Genomic DNA, 20051 nt, shown 5'->3' on the forward strand with positions numbered 1-20051 from the left:
GCGGCCTCCTGATCAGCGAATACATCGGCTGTCGACATCTCGTCGATGGCCGATCGCTGTGCTGGGGATGCCTCATTCCCGCGGTCGACAGCTGGGCGACCCGATTCACGCGAAGACGGAGACAACGTGTCAAGCAACCCCTGGTTGCCGAGCCGCCGAAGCCTGTTCGCTTCGGCGGTGTTGGTGCTGGTGCTCGGTGGGCTACCCGTCGCCGTCACCAGGGCCGAGGCCGCCACCGCCCGCCCCGTCGTGCTCATCCACGGTCTGAACTCCGCGCCCAACAAATGGAACCCTTACGTCGGGCCGGACGGCTTCCTCGCGAGGATCGGGCGGCAGGGTTACGCCGTGGGCGACGGGCAGGCGCCCGGTGTCATCCGGGCCGGCAGCGAGCTCGAAGCGCTGACGAAGACGAACACCATCGCGGAGAACGCCGCCCAGCTGCGCGACTACATCGCCGGCGTCAAGAGCCTCACCGGCGCCGACCGGGTCGACATCGTCGCGCACAGCATGGGCGGGCTGATCGCCCGCTACTACATCGACCGGCTGATGGGCGAACGCGACGTCGACCGGCTCATCATGCTCGGCACCCCCAACGGCGGATCACCCTGCGCCAACCTCGCGGCCCGGCTCGGTCTCTCGGTCCCGGCGACCGTGGAGCTGCGGCCCGAATACGTCCGCGACATCTTCAACCGGCAGATCACCGACCGCCGGGGCATCGCCTTCTACGCCCTGGCCGGGGACCCGATCAGCGACGCTCTGCGTTCGCCGTGCGCGGGCATTCCGAGCGATCTGGTCGTCGGCGTCGACAGCGTCGAGGCCGTCGGGCTCACCGCGCAGCGAATGCCCGTGCTCCACAACGACCTCAAAGAGAACGAATCCGTTTTCGATCAGTTCGTCGCCCCGGCGCTGGAGTCGACGGCCACGGCGGCGGCGGACACCGGCTCGTCGTCAGCACCGGCGGCGGCTCAGGAACGCCAGACGGTGGCCTTGGCCGCCGGTCACGTCGACCAGGGGGGTTCCGTCGAGCAGGTCCTGAACATCGACGAGGTCGCCGTGGCGACGTTCGCCATCTACGACCCCACCAGGTCACTGGCCGTTTCCGTACGCGGCGCGAACGGCAACACGATCCGCCTCACCGCCGGCGAGAACGGCCTGGTCAAGGTCGACGACCCGGAAACGATGCTCTACCTCGGCTACGGCTTCACCAACCCGGCGCCGGGACCATGGCGGGTCACGCTGAGCTCGACCGGCTCCACTCCGGCGGCCGGCGCGGACTTCGCGGTGTCCGCGCAGGTCGAAGGCGGCGCCGACCTCGAAGCCCGGACCAGTGAGCTGCTGCCGACGATCGGCGAGGACGTCGATCTCAGCGCCGCCTTCGACCAGGCCGACATCCCGATCGTGGTCCAGCAAGCGACCGCGGTGATCCGTACCCCGGACGGCGCGGAACAGACAGTCGCGCTCACCGGCGGAGACCTGGAGACGACGGGGTCCTGGCGGCCCGCCGAGGCAGGACTGCACAGCATCGACCTCGTCGTGAACGGCATGACCGCCGACGAGCAGCCGGTCCAGCGCACCGCTTTCCTCGCCGCTGAGGTCCAGCAACCGCAGGTCGACAGGTCACTGCTGGTTCCCGTCGTCGGCGGAGCGGTAGCCGCGGTCCTCGGCGTGCTCGCCGTCATCTTCTTCTCCGTCCGCGCGCTCCGCCGCGCCCTGCGACGGCGCTCGGAAAGGGTCACCCCGTGAAGGTCCTCCAACGATTCAGCAGGATCGAACATCTCGTGCACGAGTTCAGCAAGTTCAGTGCTGTGCTGCTGGCGGTGTACGTCCTGGAAGTCCTGCTGTTCAACATCGCGCTCGGTCTGCTCGGCATGGAGCCGGTGGCCGCGAAAGCGTTCTCCTACCTGACCTGCGCGGTCATCTCCTTCTATGGCAACAAACTGTGGACGTGGCGCGATCACCCGCCCGCCAACCTGTTGCGCGAATACCTCGCCTACACCCTGGTCACCCTGGTCGGGCTCGGCATCCTGCTGTCGTTCGTCAGCGTCAGCCACTACTGCCTGGGCGCCATCTCCCCGGTTTTTCGCACCGCGTGGGCCGACAACATCTCCGGAAATATGATCGGGCCGCCGCTCGTGGCGTTCTTCCGGTTCTGGGCGTACAAACGATTCGTCCTGACCCAACCCGCGACCTGAGTTCAACAGACCGCCGCAAGCGGCGCATCCCACCGCCAGCCCGGATGGCGAGTATGTCGAAGCCAGCGTCGCGTTCGACACTCCCAAGGGATAACGTGTGTTCGTGGGGGTTGACGGTGGACGGATAGCCGCACGCGGCTTCCAGTACCAATATTTGCGCACCGTGGAGTACATGCTTGGTGCCCTTGCCGGAACGAGGGCTCATGCTTGCCGGATCGAGGGTGATCCGCATGCCCTCGTCGACGCCGACGCTGTCGACTTCGATCTTGTCGACGACAACGGACGTGTACTTCTCGCAGCCCAGGTCAAGTCTCGCTCCGAAGGCAAGAAAGTAGGCGTAGCAGAGGCCTGCTCAATCTTCATTCGCCTGGTCAGGCGCGCGGAGGCTGACAAATATCTGCTGCTTACCGACGCGCTTGAGGGATCCGGCATCGCAGACCTGAGGGCAACACTTACCCGTACGGACCTGCGGCGTGAACTCAAGGAACTTCTCGCCAGTTCCCACCGGACACAAGCACTAGTTGCGGACCTCAGCGACGTCGAGATCGAACGACTCCGTCGATGCGAAGTTGACATCGACCCACGGGAACGGGATGAGATCCTTGAGGGGCTCCGCCGGCATGTACGAAATTTTCGTCGTCGCGTCGGACAGGCGATTGGGCCTGACTCCAGCGGCCTGCTCGTTTCGTGCCTGATTGCCGAAACTCTCGAGCGGGCTGCTGAGCCGCACAAAGCAGTCTGGCTGTTTACCGACTTGCAGAGGACGCTGAGACTGTCCCCAGCGGCGCTCGCACAAGCCCTCACTATCAGGGACTGGGGCGTCATCGTCGGTGTCATTCCGCCTATCCCTGACGTTGCACGCAACGGCCTGATGCGCGCCATCGGTGACACATTCAGTGCTCCGGACCGCGACGCTGGCACGGTTATACAGCTCGTACTGTCTGGACCGTCCGGTATCGGTAAGTCGAGCCTGGCTGCTGGTTACATTGCTGCGTCCGCGGATCGCTACGACGTAATCGCCTGGATTGACGGTTCCAGCGAGTCCACATTGCGGGAGTCATTCGGCCTTCTTGTGAGTTGGCTGGGTGTTAGCCCACCAGCAGAGGACCGCGCTCTCAAAGAATTGGTCCACCGGCGACTGGGCTTGATGACTGGCCGGTGGTTGCTTATCGTGGACGACAGCCAGTCGACTGAGTCGGAGTCATGGATACCGCGCTTAGGTAGCGGCGATATCCTATTCACGACATTGAACAGCGCAACGGGATACACACGCGCCCAACGCCTCACTGTGCCACCTATGGAGCCGTCGGAGTCTCATGCACTGTTGACGGCACGCTTAGGTCAGGCTTTCCCTGATACGACCGCTCTGACTAGCGCTCTCGACCATTGGCCATTGGCCATCGAGTTGGCGGCGGGCTACCTGACGAGCTGCGGCTATGAGCCAGAGGACGTACCCCTTTACCTCGATAAATTGCGATTGCGAGCAATGGATGACTCCCCATCGGTACCCGAAGGTTATCCGAGGACTCTCGTAGCCGCCACAAATCTGTGCCTTGCCCGACTCGCCGAAACCGCCGCACCGAGCGCGTTATTCCCTTACGCCCGCGACTGCCTCGTTGTCGCAAGCTACCTAGCGCAACGCCGAATCCCTATTCATCTACTCGTAGCAGCAGTAGGCACTGATCCAGCCACCGTGCCCGCGCAGGCTGGTCCGCTGTTCAGTCAAGATCCACAAGTTCCTGAAATCTTTCGCCTACTAAAGTCCGTGTCGTTCATCCGTGACGATGAGCCATTGCCGCCATCGCACAACGATGCTTCTCGGGCCCGCCAAACGATCACACTAAACAGCATTCTGCAAGAAATCGTGCGCAATAATGCCGAACGACTGAACGTTCGGAGAAGCATCGGACAAGTATTAAGCTCTGCCGCATTCTACATCAATTTGTGGCTACAGTCCGCAATTCATAACGGCGAAAACGACCGGGTGCTCGCCGTGGCACCCCATGCGGATGTCCTGCATCGGCATGTCACCCGTCTTCACATCGCCGACAACCACGTCGCAATTATGATCGGCAACCTGGCCGCCTTCCATAGCGCTCAGGATAACAATCCGACAGCCAGGAATCTGCTCGAAGCCGAGCTGCTCATCCTCGAAAAGATCGACGACCCCAACCTCCACTTGCTCGAACAAGCCCGCATCTACTTCGCCGTGGTAGTCGCGCAAGAGGACTCGGGAGATTCCGACACAGCAGAAAAGGCGATTACCCATCTAGAGGCAGCTATTCCGTTCCTCTTCAGACTCGCGGCTGACGCCGCCGTCATGCCTGAGGCAGAACAAGCTGCATCGTTTATGTGCGGTCAGGCACTCCAAGCCGCAGAGCAGCTCTATGCCAATCGCGCTAGACCTCGCGCGACGCCCGTTCTGACGGCACTCCGGGAACTCTCGCTCCGGCTGCCCAAGCATCCAACGATATCCGCGAGAGAAGCAGTAGAACGTGCCAGCCTTCTCATCGACGTCGACAAGCTGCGGGAGGCAGAAAGCATCTGCCGAGACTCACTGAGCCGCGAGAGTGCTGGCGCCGGCAGCCTTTACCTGGAAGTCCGCCGAGTCCTGGTCGAAGCACTCGCGCAACAGGGCCGTTGGGATGATGCCCAATTAGAACTTGATGCACTCTTCGAGCGAATGGGAACGTCTCCGCTCTACAACGCGGTAGCCGCAACGACGTTGCACAACCTCGGGCTGTTCGCTGCAACCCAGATTCTTGTGGGCGACAGCAGACGTGCCCACCAATTCTTCAGCAACTTCATAAAAGCTCCGCAGTTCACTACAGTCAGAGGCCGCTTTCCGGTTGATGAAGCATGGCGCTATGACGTACTCGATGTGGCATATGCAGTTGCGCAGGGGGATCTGTCGAAGGCACGCCACCTTGCCGATCAGATATCCCGCAAGTTGCCGATCTCATCGAAATCCCATGATGACATGGGCTGGCGGGTACTGTTCAGGACATTCGCCGGAATTGCCGAGGGTTTAAACGGCGACGAAGCAGCCGAGGCTGCTTTCATGGAGGAGGCCCGTTTAGCCTCGATGTCGTTGGACGAACTTTCCGAGGCCATCGCGGCAGGCATCAGCAAGCGCCGCACCCAGTCAAGTGACGCGCCATTAAGTGACTGACTTCGTTTGCAGTGGCAGCGTTACTGGTGGGCATTTAGTCGGTTGTTCAGGCGTCCAATCCGCTTGGCCATCACGGAATTCACGGAGAATCCATACTCACATCGACCGGCATGGGTCTCGGAGTGACATCCTGTCGTAATTCGAAGAAACCACGAGTTCGTCATGAGTCCAAGCCGCCATATTCAGCGGCCAAGCAGCTCAGTGAGTGTTTGAGAAGGCTGTTAATCGGGCGTGCTGGAGGTCCAGCGGGTTGGCGGGTGGCGGGTCCGCCGCGGTCGAATTGGCGGACCATCGTGTTGATCGCGTCCCAGCGGATCAAGGCCTCGAAGACCGCGGGATCACGTTCGTAGTCGCGGGCCAGGCGGCGGTGGGCAGTCAGCCAGGCGAGGCTGCGTTCGACCACCCTCCGTTTCGGGTGCACGACGAAACCCTGCTGGTCGGTGGGCTCGCGGGCAAACTCGACAGTGGTCTTGAGTGTCTCGGCGGCCCAGTCGACCAGCCGGCCGCGAAGCCTTGATCAGCGAACACGTGCCGGATAGGCGTGAACAGATAGGTGCTGAGCAAAGTCGTCTTCGCGCCGTCGCGGGTCATGCCACGACGCCGACATCACGCAGACCACGGCCAGCAGCCCGAGAATGTCGGTGACGATGAACCGGTTACGGATGTTGATCTTCTTCCCTGGGTCGCAACCTCGGCTGCCCCTGCTGACGGTGTCGGCCGCCTTGACCGATTGCGAGTCCATGACACCGGCCGACGGCTGCGCGTCGCGGCCCTCGGCCAGCCGCAACTGCTCGCGTAACTCTTCAAGAATCCGCTGACGCCATGAGCAGCCACCATGGACCACCTGCAAGATCGCGTCGATGATCGCCCCGCGGGATGCTTCGGAATCCGGCCCGGATACTTGATCAACGGGAGCATCGGCTCCACGATCTCCCACTTAGCATCGGTCAGATCAGAAGGATACCGTCGCTCACACTCCACCAGGACTGCTTCGGGCCGCTCTCACCTCGCCCAAGGACACGCTGTGCGACAGCCCTCTCAAACACTCACTCAGCGATTCGCGGAGATAGTCACACGGGGCATTGAATCCCTGGTTACGCGCGAAGCCCATCGGGAACGGAACAGGTTAAACGCTGACTTGCGTGTTTTCGGCAGCCCACGGTGCCAGCGCCTGTAACGCCGCCTCCAGCAGCGGCTCGGCCGAGGCCTTCGTCCCTGGTTCGCCAGGTATGCGGGCGAGCAGCTGGAATCGCGTTGCTCGATGGCCGGCGCCATTCGGTGTCCGCGGCTGAGCCACGAACGCGCCACCGAGTTGCCGGATCTCCACCATCGGCACCGGTGGAGTGGCGTCTGGGCCGGCCACGGCAAGCAGGGTGTCCGCCGCCAGCATCGGGAAGCTGGTCAGCTCGACCGACCGCTCGTACACCGGCACCGGGTCGGCCTGGAGCGCGGTGCGCCCCATCAGTCCCACCGTATCGAGCAGTGCGGGCGCGGTCGCCCGCAGCCCGGCGATCAGCCACTGGCCCTGCGCGGCCGATCCGGCGTACGCGACTCGCACACGCACGCCGAAGCGGCCGCGCAGCGGCTGCGGGACCGTGGACAACGCGGGCAGGCGCAGCAGGGCGAGAGAAGCGGTCAGCTCGTCCGGCGCGTCCGCGACCAGCTCTCGATAGGCGTCCATGACCGCCCCGGCCTGCCCACCGTCGAAGAGCAAGTCACCGCCGTAGACCTCGATGGCCGGCGAGGCGAGGTCCGCTTCGTCGATCGTGGCCGAACCGATCATCTCCTGCTCCTTCTCGGACGACGTGATCGTTGCCGAGGGTTATCGGTTTGCGGGGGTTCGCAGCAACGGCCTCGCCGCCGCGGACAGCAGCAGGAGCAGGCTGGTGGCAAAGATCAGAACCGAGGTACGGGTGTCCAGGTGCTGGGCGGCCAGACCGAGACCGAGGACCGGCACGGCCAGCCCGAGGTAGCCGATCAGGAACAGCCCGGCCAGGGCCTCGCCGCGGGCCTGCGGGGCGGCCAGGCTGGCCGCCGTCGTCACCGAACCCTTGAACGCGGCACCGGCTCCGGCGCCGGTGAGCAGGCCGCCGATCAGGAAGAAAGCGAAGCTCGCCATCCAGATCCCGGCGATCAGCAGCGCGAGGCCGGCCACGAGTACGGCGACGGCGGCGCGCAGCTGGACCGCGAGCGGGAACCGGGCCAGGGCGATGGTGCTGACGACACCGGCGGCGAAGACCGAGAACGCGACCAGGCCGGCGACGGCGTGCGACTGCTGGTCCAGGACGCCGTGCAGGAAGCCGGGCGCCAGCGAGGTGAACAGGCCGAAGATCGAGAATGAGGCGAACGCGGTGAGGCAGGCGGCGGCGTACTTGCCGCGGTCGCTCGCCGGCACCGAGACCCGCTGCGGGCGCCAGCGCACGTCGCGGCGGGTGACGGTCTCGCGGGCGGCGAAGGTGCCTGCGAAGGCCAGTGCCAGCAGTGCTTCGAAGACCAGGTAGGGGACGGTCAGCGGGCGCGGCGCGTACTCGGCCAGCAGCCCGGCGAGCAGCGGGCCGAGGCCGATTCCGCCGACGTTCGCCGCCGTGGCCACCAGGTCCGCACGGCGGCGGCCGGCATCGGGTCGCTGTGCGAGGTGCAGCTCCATCAGGTAGGCGGTGGCCGTGGCGGTCAGCAGTCCGACGCCGACGCCGGAAACGAACCGGGCGGCGAGCAGGGCGGCGAGGCCGGGCAGCAGGAACAGCAGACCGGAGATCATGGCGCTGATCAGCGCCCAGCGGATGACCCGCCGCCGGCCGAGCCAGTCCGAGACGTGGCCGGCGGCGTAGACGCTCAGCGCCACACCGACGGCGTAGGCGGCGAAGATGATGGTGACGGTGAACGCCCCGAACCCGTCACGCTGCTGGTAGAGCACGTAGAGCGGGGTCGGTGCGGCCGAGAACGCCATCATGACCGCGAAGGCGAAGGCGATCGGCCAGAAGCCGCGGTGGGCGGTCTTCACCGGTGATGCGGCGAGGACCGAGGTGGTAGCGGACACGGAGGGCTCCTCAATCGGAAATGTCGGTGAGTCCAGCCTCGCGGCCAGACCGCCCACCGCCCGCCGAACGTTCCTCTGACACCGATCGCGATCCGCGATGCCGCTGTCAGTCCTCGAGCCGCAGATCGATGAGCAGTGGCCGGGTCCGGCTGGTGACGAGTTTCTCGACGGCGGGCAGGTCGTCGAGGCCGCGCACCGTGATGCCGTCGCCGCCGAGAGCCTCAGCGAGGGTCGCCAGATCTGCTCCGTGTCCGTCGTTGTCGCAGACCACGACGATGACATCGAGGTGTTCCCGCGCGGCGGTGGCGAACTCGGCGAGCCCGCCGTGCAGGAACCCTTCGCCGCTGCAGATCAGCACGACCGGATGCGGTTTGCAGGCCGCGGCCGCGCCGATGGCGGCGCCCATGCCGGTCCCGGCGGATCCGAAGCTCTCCGGGAACACGAAGGCGCGGGGATCGATGACCCGCAGGTGCCGCAGCGGCTCCGCCATGAGTCGCCCGCCGTCGCTGACCAGGACCCGGTCCTGGGGCAGGATCTCGTCCAGCTGACGAAGCGCCGTCACTATCGCGCCCGGCGGCAGCGGCGGCCGGCCGGCGAGCCGCCAGACCAGAGCGGCGCTGCGATGCCCGCTCGGCGCGGCGCCGCGTTCGTCCAGTTCGTCCATCAGGGCTTCGGCGACCACCGCCGCGTCACCGCGAACCTCGGCGTCGACGGTCCAGGGCCAGGCGCTCAGGTGGGTGTCGACCACGACGACGCGGCGGCCGGCAGTCAGAGCTTCGCCATCGGTACCGAACGCCACCACCAGGTCCGAGTCCTCGACGGCCTGGCGGGCGGCGGCCTCGGCCGGGCCACCGGCGATGCCGAGATCGAACGGCTCGTCCCGGAACAGATCCTTGGCCGTGAGGGTGGTCGCCACCGGGGCGCCGATACGTTCGGCGAAGGCGAGCAGTGAGGGCCGCGCGGCGATCGCCGCGCGTCCGGCGATCACGATCGGGCGATGCGCGGTCGCGATGCGCGAGGCCGCGTGACGGATGGCGCCCGGATCAGGGTACGGGGTCTGCGCGGCGGGCAGATTCAACGCAACGTCGGCGTACGGCACCTCCTCGTCCATGAAGTCGCAGGGAATGTTGAGCACGATCGGGCGGCGTTCGACCAGGGCACGGCCGATGGCGACGGCGAGATCGTGGAGGGCGCTGTGTGGGCTGCGGGCCTGCTCGAATCCGGCGCCGGACGGCAGTACGACGTCACGCTGGGCGATGTCCTGGATGTTGGTCCGGCTGCCGGTCGCGGTGTCCCCGGCGATCACCAGCAGCGGGATCCGTCCCCGCACCGCCGCGATCAGGCCTGTGACGGTGTTGGTCAGGGCCGGGCCGTGCGTCACCGTGACGACCGCGAGCCGGCCGGACGGGCCGGCGTAGCCGACGCCCATGAACATCGCGGCGGACTCGTGTGCCGCGCCGACGTATCGGCGGTCCATGTCGTGCACGAAGCTGTGGACCAGGAACATGTTGGCGTCACCGATGAGACCGAACATGGTGTCGACACCGTGGCCGGCCAGGGCCCGTGCCAGGGCTGCGTGCAACTTCATCGCGATTCTCCTCCGGCTGCTGATCGGCCAGCCCGGCACATCCCAGCGTCAGGTCATCAACGACATGTCGACAGCACGACGACGGCTGATGTCAGCGCCGCAGCGCGGTCTGCACCAGCACGCTCAGCAGGTCCGGGAATGCCAGACCCTCGGCTGCCCAGATGCGGGGCACCTGTGACGCCGCGGTCAGCCCGGGCGCCGTGTTCACTCCGTTGAGGACCGGCCGGCCGTTCTCGTCGACGAAGAAGTCGATCCGTGCGTGCCCGCGGCAGTCCAGCACTCGGTACGCGAGCAGCGCCTGCTCATGCAGCAGGGCCTCGACGGCCGGGTCGAGCGTGGCCGGCACCTGCAGGGTGGTGTCCCGGTCGGCGTATTTGGCGAGGTAGTCGAAGAACGGCCGGCGCGCCGACACCGTGATCTCCAGAGCGGGGCCGGTCACCAGGCGCCCGTCCGGATACTCCAGTACGGCGACGGCGATCTCACGACCGGCTGCCTCCGGCTCCACCAGGACCTTGACGTCGTGGCCGCGCGCTGCGGCGATCGCGTCCGGAAGTTGGTCCCACTCGGTGACTCGGGAGACTCCGATGCTCGACCCGCACCGAGCGGGTTTGACGAACACCGGCAGGCCCAGCCGGTCACGGTCGGCTGTGGATACGGTGGCGTCGCCGGTGAGCACCGTCGTATCGGTGACGGCCAGTCCCGCGCTGGCCAGCAGGCGCCGGGTGACGTCCTTGTCCATTGCGGCGGCGCCGGCCAGTACGCCGCTGCCGACGTAGGGCACACCGATCAGTTCCAGCATCGCCTGCACGATGCCGTCCTGCCCGTTGCGGCCGTGCATCACCGGGAAAGCGATGTCGCAGGACCGCAGCACGTTCTGTGCGTAGGCGAGTCCACTCAGCGCGCCGTCCCCGGCGCCGTCCAGCGGCTGGTCGTCGGCAACCCAGTGACCGGCCTTGGTGACGTAGATGCCGACGGCGTCGAATCGGTCGCGGTCCAGATGTTCCAGCACGGCTGCCGCTGAGGCGCGCGAGATGTCATGCTCCTCGTTGCACCCGCCGTACAGCACCGCCACCCTTACCCTGCGCGCCATGAGATCCTCCACGAGCCGTCCGTCAGATCACCGTCCGCAGCCGACGTCAACAGGTGATCGGCATGGTGTCGATGCGAGGCGCTCGGCACACGAATGGCCAGGAGGTGGGCTTCCGGATGAACAGCGGCGTCCCGGATGATCCCGGCTCTGCGCCGGTCTACTACGTGGAGTGATTGCCGTGTATCAGAGCGTCCGGGTGGCAGTCCTCTTCGGCGGACAGAACACCAAGCACGCCGTCAGCGTCGTGACGAACCTCGATCGCTCCCGATATCGGGTCATCCCCGTTCGTATCGCGGCCGACGGACGGTGGTCCGCCGGATTCGGTACGCCGGACGGGCCGATCGACGAGTCGGTGCTGCGGCTGCTGACTCCGGACCACCCGCCGGGTGTGAGCGTTGCCGAGAGTCTCTTCGCGACGATCGGGGTGATCCTGCGCGAGGCTGACCTGGTCTTTCCCGTTCTGCACGGCGTCCACGGCGAGGACGGCACCGTGCAGAACCTGCTCGATCAGGCTGGCATCCGATACGTCGGCAATCCTGCTGCGGCCTGCGCCACCGCGATGGACACGGCACTCACCCGGCGGATCCTCACCGCCCGCGGCATCGCGGCCGACGGCGCGGTGATCGGCCGGGACATCGATGTCGGGGTCCTGGAGACGCCTGACGGGCACCTGATCGCCAGCGCTCCGCGGGAGACCGGTGACCTCGCGGTGCCGGCCGGCCTGGATCAGGACACCACCGCCCGGCTCAAGGGCACGGCGGTACGGGTCTTCCGGGAGCTCGGCTGTGCCGGGATGCTGCACGTCGGCTTCGTCGTCGCGCCGGACTCGACGGTGAGCGTCAAGCAGGTCAGCACCATGCCGGGCATGGCATCGGGGTCACGGTTCCCGCTGATGTGGACGGCCGGCGGCATCTCCTATACGGAGCTGCTCGACATCCTGATCCGGACCGCCCGCCGAGGCAAGATCGATGCCACGACCTGACCAGGTCAGCTCCCGATGCCACAGCAGGTCGCAGAGCACCTGAACACCGCGGGTCAGGTGGCGGCGATAGGTGCTGAACGGCAGGCCGAGGCGCTGGGCCGCCGCGTCCTGGGTAGGTGCGGTGCCCAGATAGGTGGTGGTCAAGGCCCGGTGCGCCTTGCCCTCGCGAGGGTCGTCCCCCAGCGTGTCGATCGCGGATCGCAGCACGGCCCGTAACGCCACCGCCGGCACCTGTTCCGTCGTGGCGAGCGCCATCCGGCTGTGCACCAGCGGATTCTCGGCGAGCAGGTCGAGGCGCCGCCACTCCCGCAAGGCGCCACGCACCGCCGCATCGAATGCCGGGCGGGCCAGGCTGCCCGTGGACTCGGTGCGGGCGACCAGGTCGCGGACAGCATCGTGACGTGCCGGGTCCCGCCATCGCAGTTCGGATCGCACGGCGTGGCGCAGGTACGGCCGCACCCGAACGCCGCCGGCATCACCGTCGGCAAAAGGCTGATCGCGGAGCCATCGCAGCAGCGCCACCGCGTCGCCGTCCACGACTGCGGCGCGCAACTGTCGTTCGGTGAGCCGATCGGCGTACGCGCAGATCTCCACCGCCTGACGGTGCGCCGGCGACGGCAGGTCGGCGAGCACGTGCCGTACCAGCGCCTGGCCCACGTCGAGACGCACGTCGTGGTCGTCGCGGCCGTCCGCGATCGCCTCCGCGGCAAGGCGCATCGCCAGCGGATGACCGCAGCCGAGTTCACGCAGCAGCGGGCGGGCCGCGGGCGGGACCGCCGCGTTGTCCAGCCACAGCTCCGTCTCGGTCGTGTCGAACTCCACGATCCGCAGCAACCGGGTCACTTTGCGCCAGCCCGGATCGGTGGTCCACACGACGTCCGGTCCGGCGCGGCCGGCCAGCGCCACGACCGTACCCAAGGGAAGGCCGGGGAGAAACTCCTCGCGCAACCACGACGCGGCCGGCGACCACTGCTCGACGTCGTCGAGCACCAGCACCGGCGCGGGCTTCGCGCCCAGGCGCAGCGGACGGGCGCTGAGCACCGCAGCGACCGCGCCGACCGGATCACACCGGTCCAGTCTCACCACCGTCCGCCCGGCCGCCTCGGCGTCGGCAGCGAACTGCCGCAGCACTGTCGACTTTCCGATACCGGCGGCGCCGTGCAGATAGACGACGGCGCACGGCGACGACCCGGCCAGCGCGGCCCGGAACACCCCCAGCTCGGTGTCGCGGCCGATGAAGGCCCCGCTTCGCTCGGCGCGCAGGGTCTCGGCCAGCCGGGGTGTCTCGTCACGCCGGCCGATGACATCGACAGCACGGCCCGGCACCTGGTCAGCCGGCGGGAGTCCCCGCATGATCGCCTCCACGACGGATGTGATGTCGCGGGAGTCCGTCCTGCTCGGGCGGGACTGCACCGCGCCGGCAACCGGCGCGCACACCGAGATCTCGGGCGCTGCGGATCCGGGCCGGACAGGACGCGACCATACCCGAGGCGATCAGCGGCTCAGCGGGTGAACAGGAAGTGACCTTCCCGGTGAGCATCGGATCGGGCCAGGATGCCGCGCGTGTCAGATGATCCTCACGATGCCGGCGAGACGGCGGCCACGACGGCCGAAGCTGTCGTCGACCTGAACGCGATCGCCCACAACACTCGGCTGCTGCGCTCGGCCGCGGCGCCTGCCGCGATGATGGCGGTGGTGAAGGCAGACGGTTTCGGCCACGGCGCGGCGCAGGTCGCCCAGGCGGCGCTGGCGTCCGGCGCGACCTGGCTCGGGGTCGCCCACGCCGCCGAGGCGCTCGCCCTGCGCAAGTCCGGATTCACCGCTCCCCTGCTGTTCTGGCTGCCGCCGCCACCCGACGCCGTGGATGCGGTGCTCGCCGCCGGCATCGACGTCTCGGTCGGATCGGTGAGCGGGCTGCAGGCCGTGGCCGACGCCGCAGCCCGCACCGGCACGGTCGCCGGCGTTCATCTCAAAATCGACTCGGGAATGTCCCGCGGCGGTGCCCCGGCCGAGGTGTGGGGCCGGCTGTTCACCTGGACACACCAGTTCCAGGATGCCGGGCTGCTGATAGCGCGGGGCCTGTGGACCCATCTCGCCAGCGCCGAGGAGACCGGCAGCGCCGCCCTGCACATCCAGATGAACGACTTCCGTACCGCCATCGAGGCCGCGCGGGCAATCGGCCTGAGCTCGGTGATCTTGCATGTCGCGAACTCCGCCGCCGCGCTGCACACGCCACAAGCGCGCTTCGACCTGGTCCGGCCGGGACTGTCGTTGTACGGCATCGAACCGGTCCCCGGCCGCACCTTCGGTCTGCGGCCGGCGATGACGGTGCGGGCACCGGTCGTGCTCACCAAGCGGGTGCCGGCGGGCACCGGCGTCTCCTTCGGGCCGGACTACTACACCAGCCGCGAGACCACACTGGCGCTGGTGCCGCTCGGTTTCGCCGACGGGGTTCCCCGCCGGGCGAGCAACCGCGGCGAGTTCTCAATCCGTGGTGTGCGCTGCCGGGTCGCCGGGCGCATCAGCATGGACCAGGTCGTGCTCGATGTCGGTGATCTGCCGGTACGCGAGGGTGACACCGCCGTCATGTTCGGGCCGGGCGCCGGCGGCGAGCCCACCGTCAGCGAGTGGGCGCTCTGGGGTGACACCACCGCCAACGAGGTCCTCACGAGGATCGGTCCCCGCGTCACCCGGCGGTACCTGCCCCTGTGAAGACCTGGCACGTCCACCCACCGTCGATACCCAATTGATGTCCGCCGGATGTCCTGAAACGGTGTTGGCACAAAACCTGATCACGTTCGCAGATCTCCCCGGGCCGCCCAGCCTGCCGCTGGTCGGCAACAAGCTCGCTCTGGCCCGCGCCGGCGGGCCGAACCACGCGTTTCAGCAGTGGTGTGACCGCTACGGGCCCACCTATCGGCTGCGGCTGCCCGCGCCGACCGTGGTCACCGCCGACCCGTTGCTGGTCGACCAGGTGCTCAAGCAGCGGCCGGAAACGTTCCGGCGCAGCCCTCGCGTCACCTCGACGCTGCAAGGCCTCGGCATCCACGGCGTGTTCACCGCTGAAGCAAGTGAATGGCATCGGCTACGCCGGGTGGCCACCCGCAGTCTCAACGCCGCCCATCTCAACACGTACTTCGACACGATGACCCGTACCGCCGAGCGGGTCCGGCGCCGATGGCACGACGCTGCGGCAACGGGCGAACGCATCGACGTCCTCGACGAAATGATGCGCTACACGCTGGATGTCACGGTGGGCCTCGCGGTCGGACACGACCTCAACGCCGTCGAGAACCGCGACGGCGGGCTGCCGGCCCGGCTGCCCGAACTGTTCCCGGAGATCGGCCGGCGACTGTACGCGCCGCTCCCCTATTGGAAGTTCCTCAACGGCGCGCGCCGCCGGCGTCTGGCAGAGACGATGAGCGAACTGGACGCCCTAGTCGCCGAGCAGTTCCAGGTGGCAAAAGCCCGCGTCGCCGGCGGGGCGAGCCCGGCCAACTTCCTCGAGGCCCTCGCAGCCCCCGTCGACGGCGAGCCTGAACTCAGCCACGCCGAACTGGTCGGCAACGTGCTGACCATGCTGCTCGCGGGCGAGGACACCACCTCGGCGACCGCCGCATGGACCCTGCACTACCTCGCCAACGATCCGCAGATGCTGCGCCGGGTCCGCGCCGAGGCGCAGACCGTGCTTGGTGACCGCCCCTTCGCCGGCGATCCGGGCACGCTGCGCAAGCTCGAACTCGCCGGCGCCGCGGTGCGCGAGGCGGTCCGGATGCGGCCGGTCGCGCCGTATCTCGCGATGCAGGCCCTGCACGACGTCGTGCTCACCGGGCAGGACGGGCCGCTGCGGATCGACTCGGGCACCATCGTGTTCGTCCTGCTCAGTCGCGGCGCACGCCACGACACCGACCGCTTCGGCGAGCCTGACGAGTTCCGCCCGCAGCGCTGGCTCGGCGCGGACCCCGAGGCGACCGGCGGCACAGCGCCCTTCCTGCCGTTCGGCGGCGGTCCGCGGTTCTGCCCCGGCCGTAATCTGGCAATCGTGGAGACCACGCTCGTCACCTCGATGCTGTGCCGCGAGTTCGATCTCGAACCGGACACCACGACCGGCTCGGTCGGTGAACGCACCGCGTTCAGCGTCTTCCCCACCAATCTGTTCGTCCGGGCGCGGCTGCCGCAACCGGCGAACCCGGAATGAGAGCATCCATGTCTGACACCCCGCAGGTTCTCGCGCTCTTCCGAGACGCCGCCAGTAGCGTTCCTGCGTACGCACGATTCCTGCACGACAACGGAATCGACCCCGCCGCGGTCGACGAGGCGTCGGCGATCCCGCTGATGACCAAGGCCGGATACCACCAGCGTTATCCGCTGCCGGACCGCTGCCGGGGCGGTCGCCTCGATGCCGCCGCCGTGGTCGCCCTGTCCTCGGGTTCCTCCGGCCAGCCGACCGTGTGGCCGCGGTCGGAGCCCGATGAGCTACCCGTCATCGCCCGCTTCGAGCAGGTCTTCCGGGACGGTTTCCGCGCCGCCGAGCGCAGCACTTTGGCCGTGGTCTGTTTCGCGTTGGGCAACTGGGTCGGCGGCATGTACACGGTCGCCGCCTGCCGCAAACTGGCGGCCTCCGGCTACCGGATCACGGTGGCCGCGCCCGGCAACGACATCGACGAGATCCTGCGGGTGGTCGAAGAACTGGGCGGGCACTACGACCAGACGGTGCTGCTGGGTTATCCACCCTTCGTCAAGAACATCATCGACGCCGGCATCGCCCGTGGCGTCGACTGGTCAGCGTATGACATCAAACTCGTGCTGGCCGGCGAGGTCTTCAGCGAGCAGTGGCGTGATCTGGTGGCCGGCCGGGCCGGCATCGCGGATCCGGAGACAGCGATCGCGGCGTTGTACGGCACGGCGGACGCCGGTGTCCTGGGCAACGAGACCCCGCTGAGCGTACGGATCCGCCGGTTCCTGGCCGAGCGGCCCGACATCTCCTCGAAGGTATTCGGCGATTCCCGGCTGCCGACCCTGGTGCAGTACGACCCGGTGGCCCGGCTGTTCGAGGCCATGCCGGACGGAACTCTCACCTTCAGCGCCGACGGGACTGTTCCCCTGGTGCGGTACCACATCGCTGACGAGGGTGGCGTGCTGCCGTTCGACGAATTCATGGCGACCTGCCGTGACCACGGATTCGACCCGGGCGAGGGCCCCGACCTGCCGTTCGTCTACGTGTTCGGCCGCTCGCTGTTCACGGTCTCGTTCTTCGGCGCGAACGTCTACCCGGAGAACATCACGGTGGGTCTGGAACGCCCGGAGATCAGCGGGTGGACGACGGGCCGGTTCGTGTTGCGGACCGTCGATGACGCCAACCAGGACCGCCGGCTCTCCGTGGTGGTGGAGCTCGCGCCGGGTGCGGAGGCAAGCGAACAGCGGCGGGTGCTCGCCGCCGAGTCGATCCGGGCCGTGCTGCTGCGGCTCAACAGCGAGTTCGCCCATTACGTGCCGGCGGCGTACCGGACACCGCAGGTCGAGCTGCGCCCCGCGGACGATCCGGAGTTCTTCCCCCGTGGGGTCAAGCACCGCTACACCCGTCCCCCGGTGAGTTCCTGACCGGGGCGGTGGCCGCCCGTCGGGCGGCCACCGGCCCGCGGGATCAGCGCACCAGGCGGCGGCGTGACACCCACACCGAGCGGCGGCGGTGGTGCTCGGGTCCGCGCGGCGGCCGCCGGTCGGCGGGTGCCTGGGCGGATCCTCCGGCGAGGATCTGGTTCATCGCCTCCCGCAGCCGGGTGCCCGGTTCGATGCCCAGCTCGTCCACCAGCGCCCGCCGGGACCGGCGGTAGTGTGCCAGCGCCTCGGCGGTGCGGCCGGTGCCGTGCAGCGCGGTCATGTAGAGCGCCTGCACTTCCTCCCACAAGGGATTGGCGGCGGCCATTGCCATCAGGTCGGGTAGGACGTCGCGGTACCGGCCGAGCAGGATCTGGTTCTCGATCAGGTCGAGGTGCGCGGTCGCGACGCACTGCTCGAGACGGGCGCGCTGGCCTTCGGCGTACGGGCCTTGCACGCCCGCGAGTGGCCGGCCGTCGGGAAGTGCCAAGGCGGCGCTCAGCTCGGCGGCGGCTCCGTGGCGATCCCCGCGCCGACCGGCGAGGGAGGCTCGGACGCTGTGTGCCCGGAATCGGTTCACATCCACGGCGTCCTCGGGGACGTGCAGCACGTACCCACCGGTGCCTGACTCCAGGCGGGTTCCCTGCGGGCCTTCGTCCTGCAGCACTCGCCGCAGGCGGTAGATGTATGTGCGCAGGGTGGTGACCGCCGAACGCGGCGGTTCGTCGCCCCACAGACCGCTGATCATTTCGTCGAGAGTGACCATGGTGCCGGCTCGCAGCAGCAGCATGGCGAGCGTGCCGCGCTGCTGCGGGGACCCGATGTCCACCTCGGTGCCGGTCCGCGGTGCGCCACGCTCCGCCGGCGCACCACGCCATGCCTGGACAGGCCCCAAGAGGCTGAAGCTGAGTGTGGTTGATGGTGCGGTGTCAAGCATGCCGGAAGGCTATGAGCGAGGCCGGTAAGAATCCTTTTCAAGTTCTGAACGCGGCATTCAGCGGGACCCTTGTCGACCTGCCGTCGATTTCGGTGTGCCAGAAATACGACAGGACCGGATGTACAACGCGCCGGCACTGGGGAAGGAAACACCGAATGCCTTCGCTGTTGATCCGAGGCGGACACGTCCTGACCATGGACCCCGTACTCGGCGATCTGCCGGACGGGGACATCCTGATCGAGGGTGACACGATCGTCGCGATCGCGCCACGCATCGAGACATGCGACGCCGAGCTGGTCGATGCCACCGGCACCATCGTCATGCCCGGCTTCGTCGACACGCACCGGCACCTCTGGCAGGGTGCGCTGGGGCAGATCGCCGCCGACTGGACGATGCACGAGTACCGCACCGGTCTGGTCGACCGATATTCGCCGTTGTTCACTCCCGGCGACGTCCGTGACGGCACCTTCTTCGGTGCTCTCGAGGCGCTCGACGGCGGTGTCACCACGGTGTTCGACTCCTCCCACGTCATGCACACCCCGGAGCACGCTGACGCGGCTGTCGAGGCGCTCAAGGCCGCCGGCTTACGGGCTGTCTTCGGATACGGATCGCCGACCGAGGACCTTCCACATCCGTACGACGCGCGCCGCATCGCCGCCGAACAATTCTCCTCGCGCGAACAGCTGGTGACACTCGGCCTGGCCCTGCGCGGGCCGGAGACGGCCACCCTGGACACCACCGCGGCCGATATCGCACTCGGGCGTGAACTGGGCGTACCAGTGTCGATGCCGGTCGGGCTGGGCCGCTCCGGCCAGGGCCGGTCGATAGCCCGGCTGCGCGAGCGTGGGCTGCTCGGCGAGGATCTGCTGTTCGTGCACTGCACGAACAGCACCGACGAGGAGTTGACGATGATCGCCGGCAGCGGCGGGCACGTGTCGGTGTCGGCACGCGCCGAAATGATGATGGGACATGGGCTTCCCGCCACCGGCCGGATGATCGAGGCGGGCCTGCGTCCGGGTTTGTCCGCCGGTGTGCCCGGCAGCATGTTCGACGAGATACGCGCGACGCTGCAGGCGGAACGCGCGCACCGGGCGAGCCGCCGCGGGCTCACCGGCGGGCGGCCCCGGTCGGTCGGGTTGACCAGCCGTCAGGTACTCGAGCTGGCCACCATCGACGGCGCGCGGACGCTGGGGATGGCGGATCGGATCGGATCGCTGGCGCCGGGCAAACGCGCCGACATCATCGTGATCGACGCGAGCCGGCGCGATCTGCGTCTGCTCTACGACGCCGCGGCGCTGGCGACCTGCAGCAACACGGCCGACATCGACACCGTGCTGGTCAACGGCGAGTTCCGCAAGCGCGACGGCCGGCTGGTCGGTGTGGACCCGTTCGCGGCCCGGATCCGTGCCGAGGCGTCCCGGGACCGGCTCGTCACGATAGCGGCCGGTTGAGCGA

General features: G+C 67.9%; 15 protein-coding genes. 8 read left to right on the forward strand and 7 right to left on the reverse strand.

The features are described 5' to 3' along the window. Positions 1 to 126 precede the first annotated feature (126 nt). The 3 genes from B0I29_RS00055 to B0I29_RS45060 all read left to right on the forward strand — a co-directional run bounded on the left by B0I29_RS00055 (position 127) and on the right by B0I29_RS45060 (position 5364). Positions 127 to 1743 (forward strand): alpha/beta fold hydrolase, encoded by a 1617-nt coding sequence (locus B0I29_RS00055; protein WP_181557620.1) that lies wholly within the window; start codon positions 127 to 129, stop codon positions 1741 to 1743. Further along, entirely contained in the window at positions 1740 to 2192 is a 453-nt protein-coding gene (locus B0I29_RS00060) for a GtrA family protein (RefSeq protein ID WP_111646715.1), read from the forward strand. Before B0I29_RS00055 ends, B0I29_RS00060 begins: the two co-directional genes overlap by 4 nt. 103 nt (positions 2193 to 2295) lie before the next feature. Continuing rightward, positions 2296 to 5364 carry a tetratricopeptide repeat protein gene (locus B0I29_RS45060; protein WP_146616659.1) on the forward strand — a complete coding sequence of 1023 codons (3069 nt, stop codon included), beginning with the start codon at positions 2296 to 2298 and terminating at the stop codon, positions 5362 to 5364. A 517-nt stretch (positions 5365 to 5881) separates the two neighbouring features. Here B0I29_RS45060 and B0I29_RS45530 read toward each other — a convergent pair. From B0I29_RS45530 to B0I29_RS00100, 5 genes are all read right to left on the reverse strand, one after another. Continuing rightward, complete coding sequence (locus B0I29_RS45530) at positions 5882 to 6301, reverse strand: hypothetical protein (RefSeq protein ID WP_181557621.1); 420 nt, start codon at positions 6299 to 6301, stop codon at positions 5882 to 5884. Positions 6302 to 6490: 189 nt separating this feature from the next. After that, the gene (locus B0I29_RS00085; protein WP_111646720.1) at positions 6491 to 7147 is read right to left on the reverse strand and encodes a hypothetical protein; all 657 of its coding nucleotides are present in this window, start codon (positions 7145 to 7147) and stop codon (positions 6491 to 6493) included. 39 nt (positions 7148 to 7186) lie between these two features. Further along, positions 7187 to 8401, reverse strand: coding sequence for an MFS transporter (locus B0I29_RS00090; RefSeq protein WP_181557674.1), 1215 nt, complete (start codon positions 8399 to 8401; stop codon positions 7187 to 7189). 106 nt (positions 8402 to 8507) lie between these two features. Then, positions 8508 to 9989, reverse strand: a complete 1482-nt coding sequence (locus B0I29_RS00095; protein ID WP_111646722.1) for a thiamine pyrophosphate-binding protein — start codon at positions 9987 to 9989, stop codon at positions 8508 to 8510. Positions 9990 to 10080: 91 nt separating this feature from the next. Continuing rightward, positions 10081 to 11079, reverse strand: coding sequence for a D-alanine--D-alanine ligase family protein (locus tag B0I29_RS00100; RefSeq protein WP_111647292.1), 999 nt, complete (start codon positions 11077 to 11079; stop codon positions 10081 to 10083). A 178-nt stretch (positions 11080 to 11257) separates the two neighbouring features. Here B0I29_RS00100 and B0I29_RS00105 point away from each other — a divergent pair, with 178 nt between their 5' ends. Continuing rightward, the gene (locus B0I29_RS00105; RefSeq protein ID WP_181557622.1) at positions 11258 to 12061 is read left to right on the forward strand and encodes a D-alanine--D-alanine ligase; all 804 of its coding nucleotides are present in this window, start codon (positions 11258 to 11260) and stop codon (positions 12059 to 12061) included. Here the strand turns inward: B0I29_RS00105 and B0I29_RS00110 are convergent. Further along, a complete protein-coding gene (locus B0I29_RS00110) occupies positions 11957 to 13414 on the reverse strand; it encodes an ATP-binding protein (protein WP_146616660.1) in 1458 nt (485 codons plus the stop codon). The two genes, B0I29_RS00105 and B0I29_RS00110, sit on opposite strands and share 105 nt — an antisense overlap. A gap of 210 nt (positions 13415 to 13624) precedes the next feature. Here B0I29_RS00110 and alr point away from each other — a divergent pair, with 210 nt between their 5' ends. The 3 genes from alr to B0I29_RS00125 all read left to right on the forward strand — a co-directional run bounded on the left by alr (position 13625) and on the right by B0I29_RS00125 (position 17662). Beyond that, complete coding sequence (alr, locus tag B0I29_RS00115) at positions 13625 to 14773, forward strand: alanine racemase (RefSeq protein ID WP_245972080.1); 1149 nt, start codon at positions 13625 to 13627, stop codon at positions 14771 to 14773. A gap of 61 nt (positions 14774 to 14834) precedes the next feature. After that, positions 14835 to 16259 (forward strand): cytochrome P450, encoded by a 1425-nt coding sequence (locus B0I29_RS00120; protein WP_181557623.1) that lies wholly within the window; start codon positions 14835 to 14837, stop codon positions 16257 to 16259. Between the two features lie 8 nt (positions 16260 to 16267). Then, positions 16268 to 17662, forward strand: a complete 1395-nt coding sequence (locus tag B0I29_RS00125) for a phenylacetate--CoA ligase family protein (protein ID WP_111646727.1) — start codon at positions 16268 to 16270, stop codon at positions 17660 to 17662. Positions 17663 to 17705: 43 nt separating this feature from the next. On the opposite strand, the gene B0I29_RS45070 is transcribed toward B0I29_RS00125, so the two are convergent. Continuing rightward, positions 17706 to 18596, reverse strand: a complete 891-nt coding sequence (locus B0I29_RS45070; protein WP_146616661.1) for an AfsR/SARP family transcriptional regulator — start codon at positions 18594 to 18596, stop codon at positions 17706 to 17708. A 155-nt stretch (positions 18597 to 18751) separates the two neighbouring features. Between B0I29_RS45070 and B0I29_RS00140 the strand changes: the two genes are divergently transcribed. Continuing rightward, positions 18752 to 20047, forward strand: a complete 1296-nt coding sequence (locus B0I29_RS00140) for an amidohydrolase family protein (protein ID WP_181557624.1) — start codon at positions 18752 to 18754, stop codon at positions 20045 to 20047. Positions 20048 to 20051 lie beyond the last annotated feature (4 nt).

Source organism: Actinoplanes lutulentus, from assembly GCF_003259845.1.
In the GTDB taxonomy this organism is placed as follows: domain Bacteria; phylum Actinomycetota; class Actinomycetes; order Mycobacteriales; family Micromonosporaceae; genus Actinoplanes; species Actinoplanes lutulentus.

Bases quoted from the DNA above. Each gene is read 5' to 3' on its own strand.
- B0I29_RS00095 (WP_111646722.1), bottom strand. From the start codon at position 9,989: ATGAAGTTGCACGCAGCCCTGGCACGGGCCCTGGCCGGCCACGGTGTC.
- B0I29_RS00125 (WP_111646727.1), top strand. From the start codon at position 16,268: ATGTCTGACACCCCGCAGGTTCTCGCGCTCTTCCGAGACGCCGCCAGT.
- B0I29_RS00085 (WP_111646720.1), bottom strand. From the start codon at position 7,147: ATGATCGGTTCGGCCACGATCGACGAAGCGGACCTCGCCTCGCCGGCC.
- B0I29_RS00110 (WP_146616660.1), bottom strand. From the start codon at position 13,414: ATGCGGGGACTCCCGCCGGCTGACCAGGTGCCGGGCCGTGCTGTCGAT.
- B0I29_RS00140 (WP_181557624.1), top strand. From the start codon at position 18,752: ATGCCTTCGCTGTTGATCCGAGGCGGACACGTCCTGACCATGGACCCC.
- B0I29_RS00100 (WP_111647292.1), bottom strand. From the start codon at position 11,079: ATGGCGCGCAGGGTAAGGGTGGCGGTGCTGTACGGCGGGTGCAACGAG.
- B0I29_RS45070 (WP_146616661.1), bottom strand. From the start codon at position 18,596: ATGCTTGACACCGCACCATCAACCACACTCAGCTTCAGCCTCTTGGGG.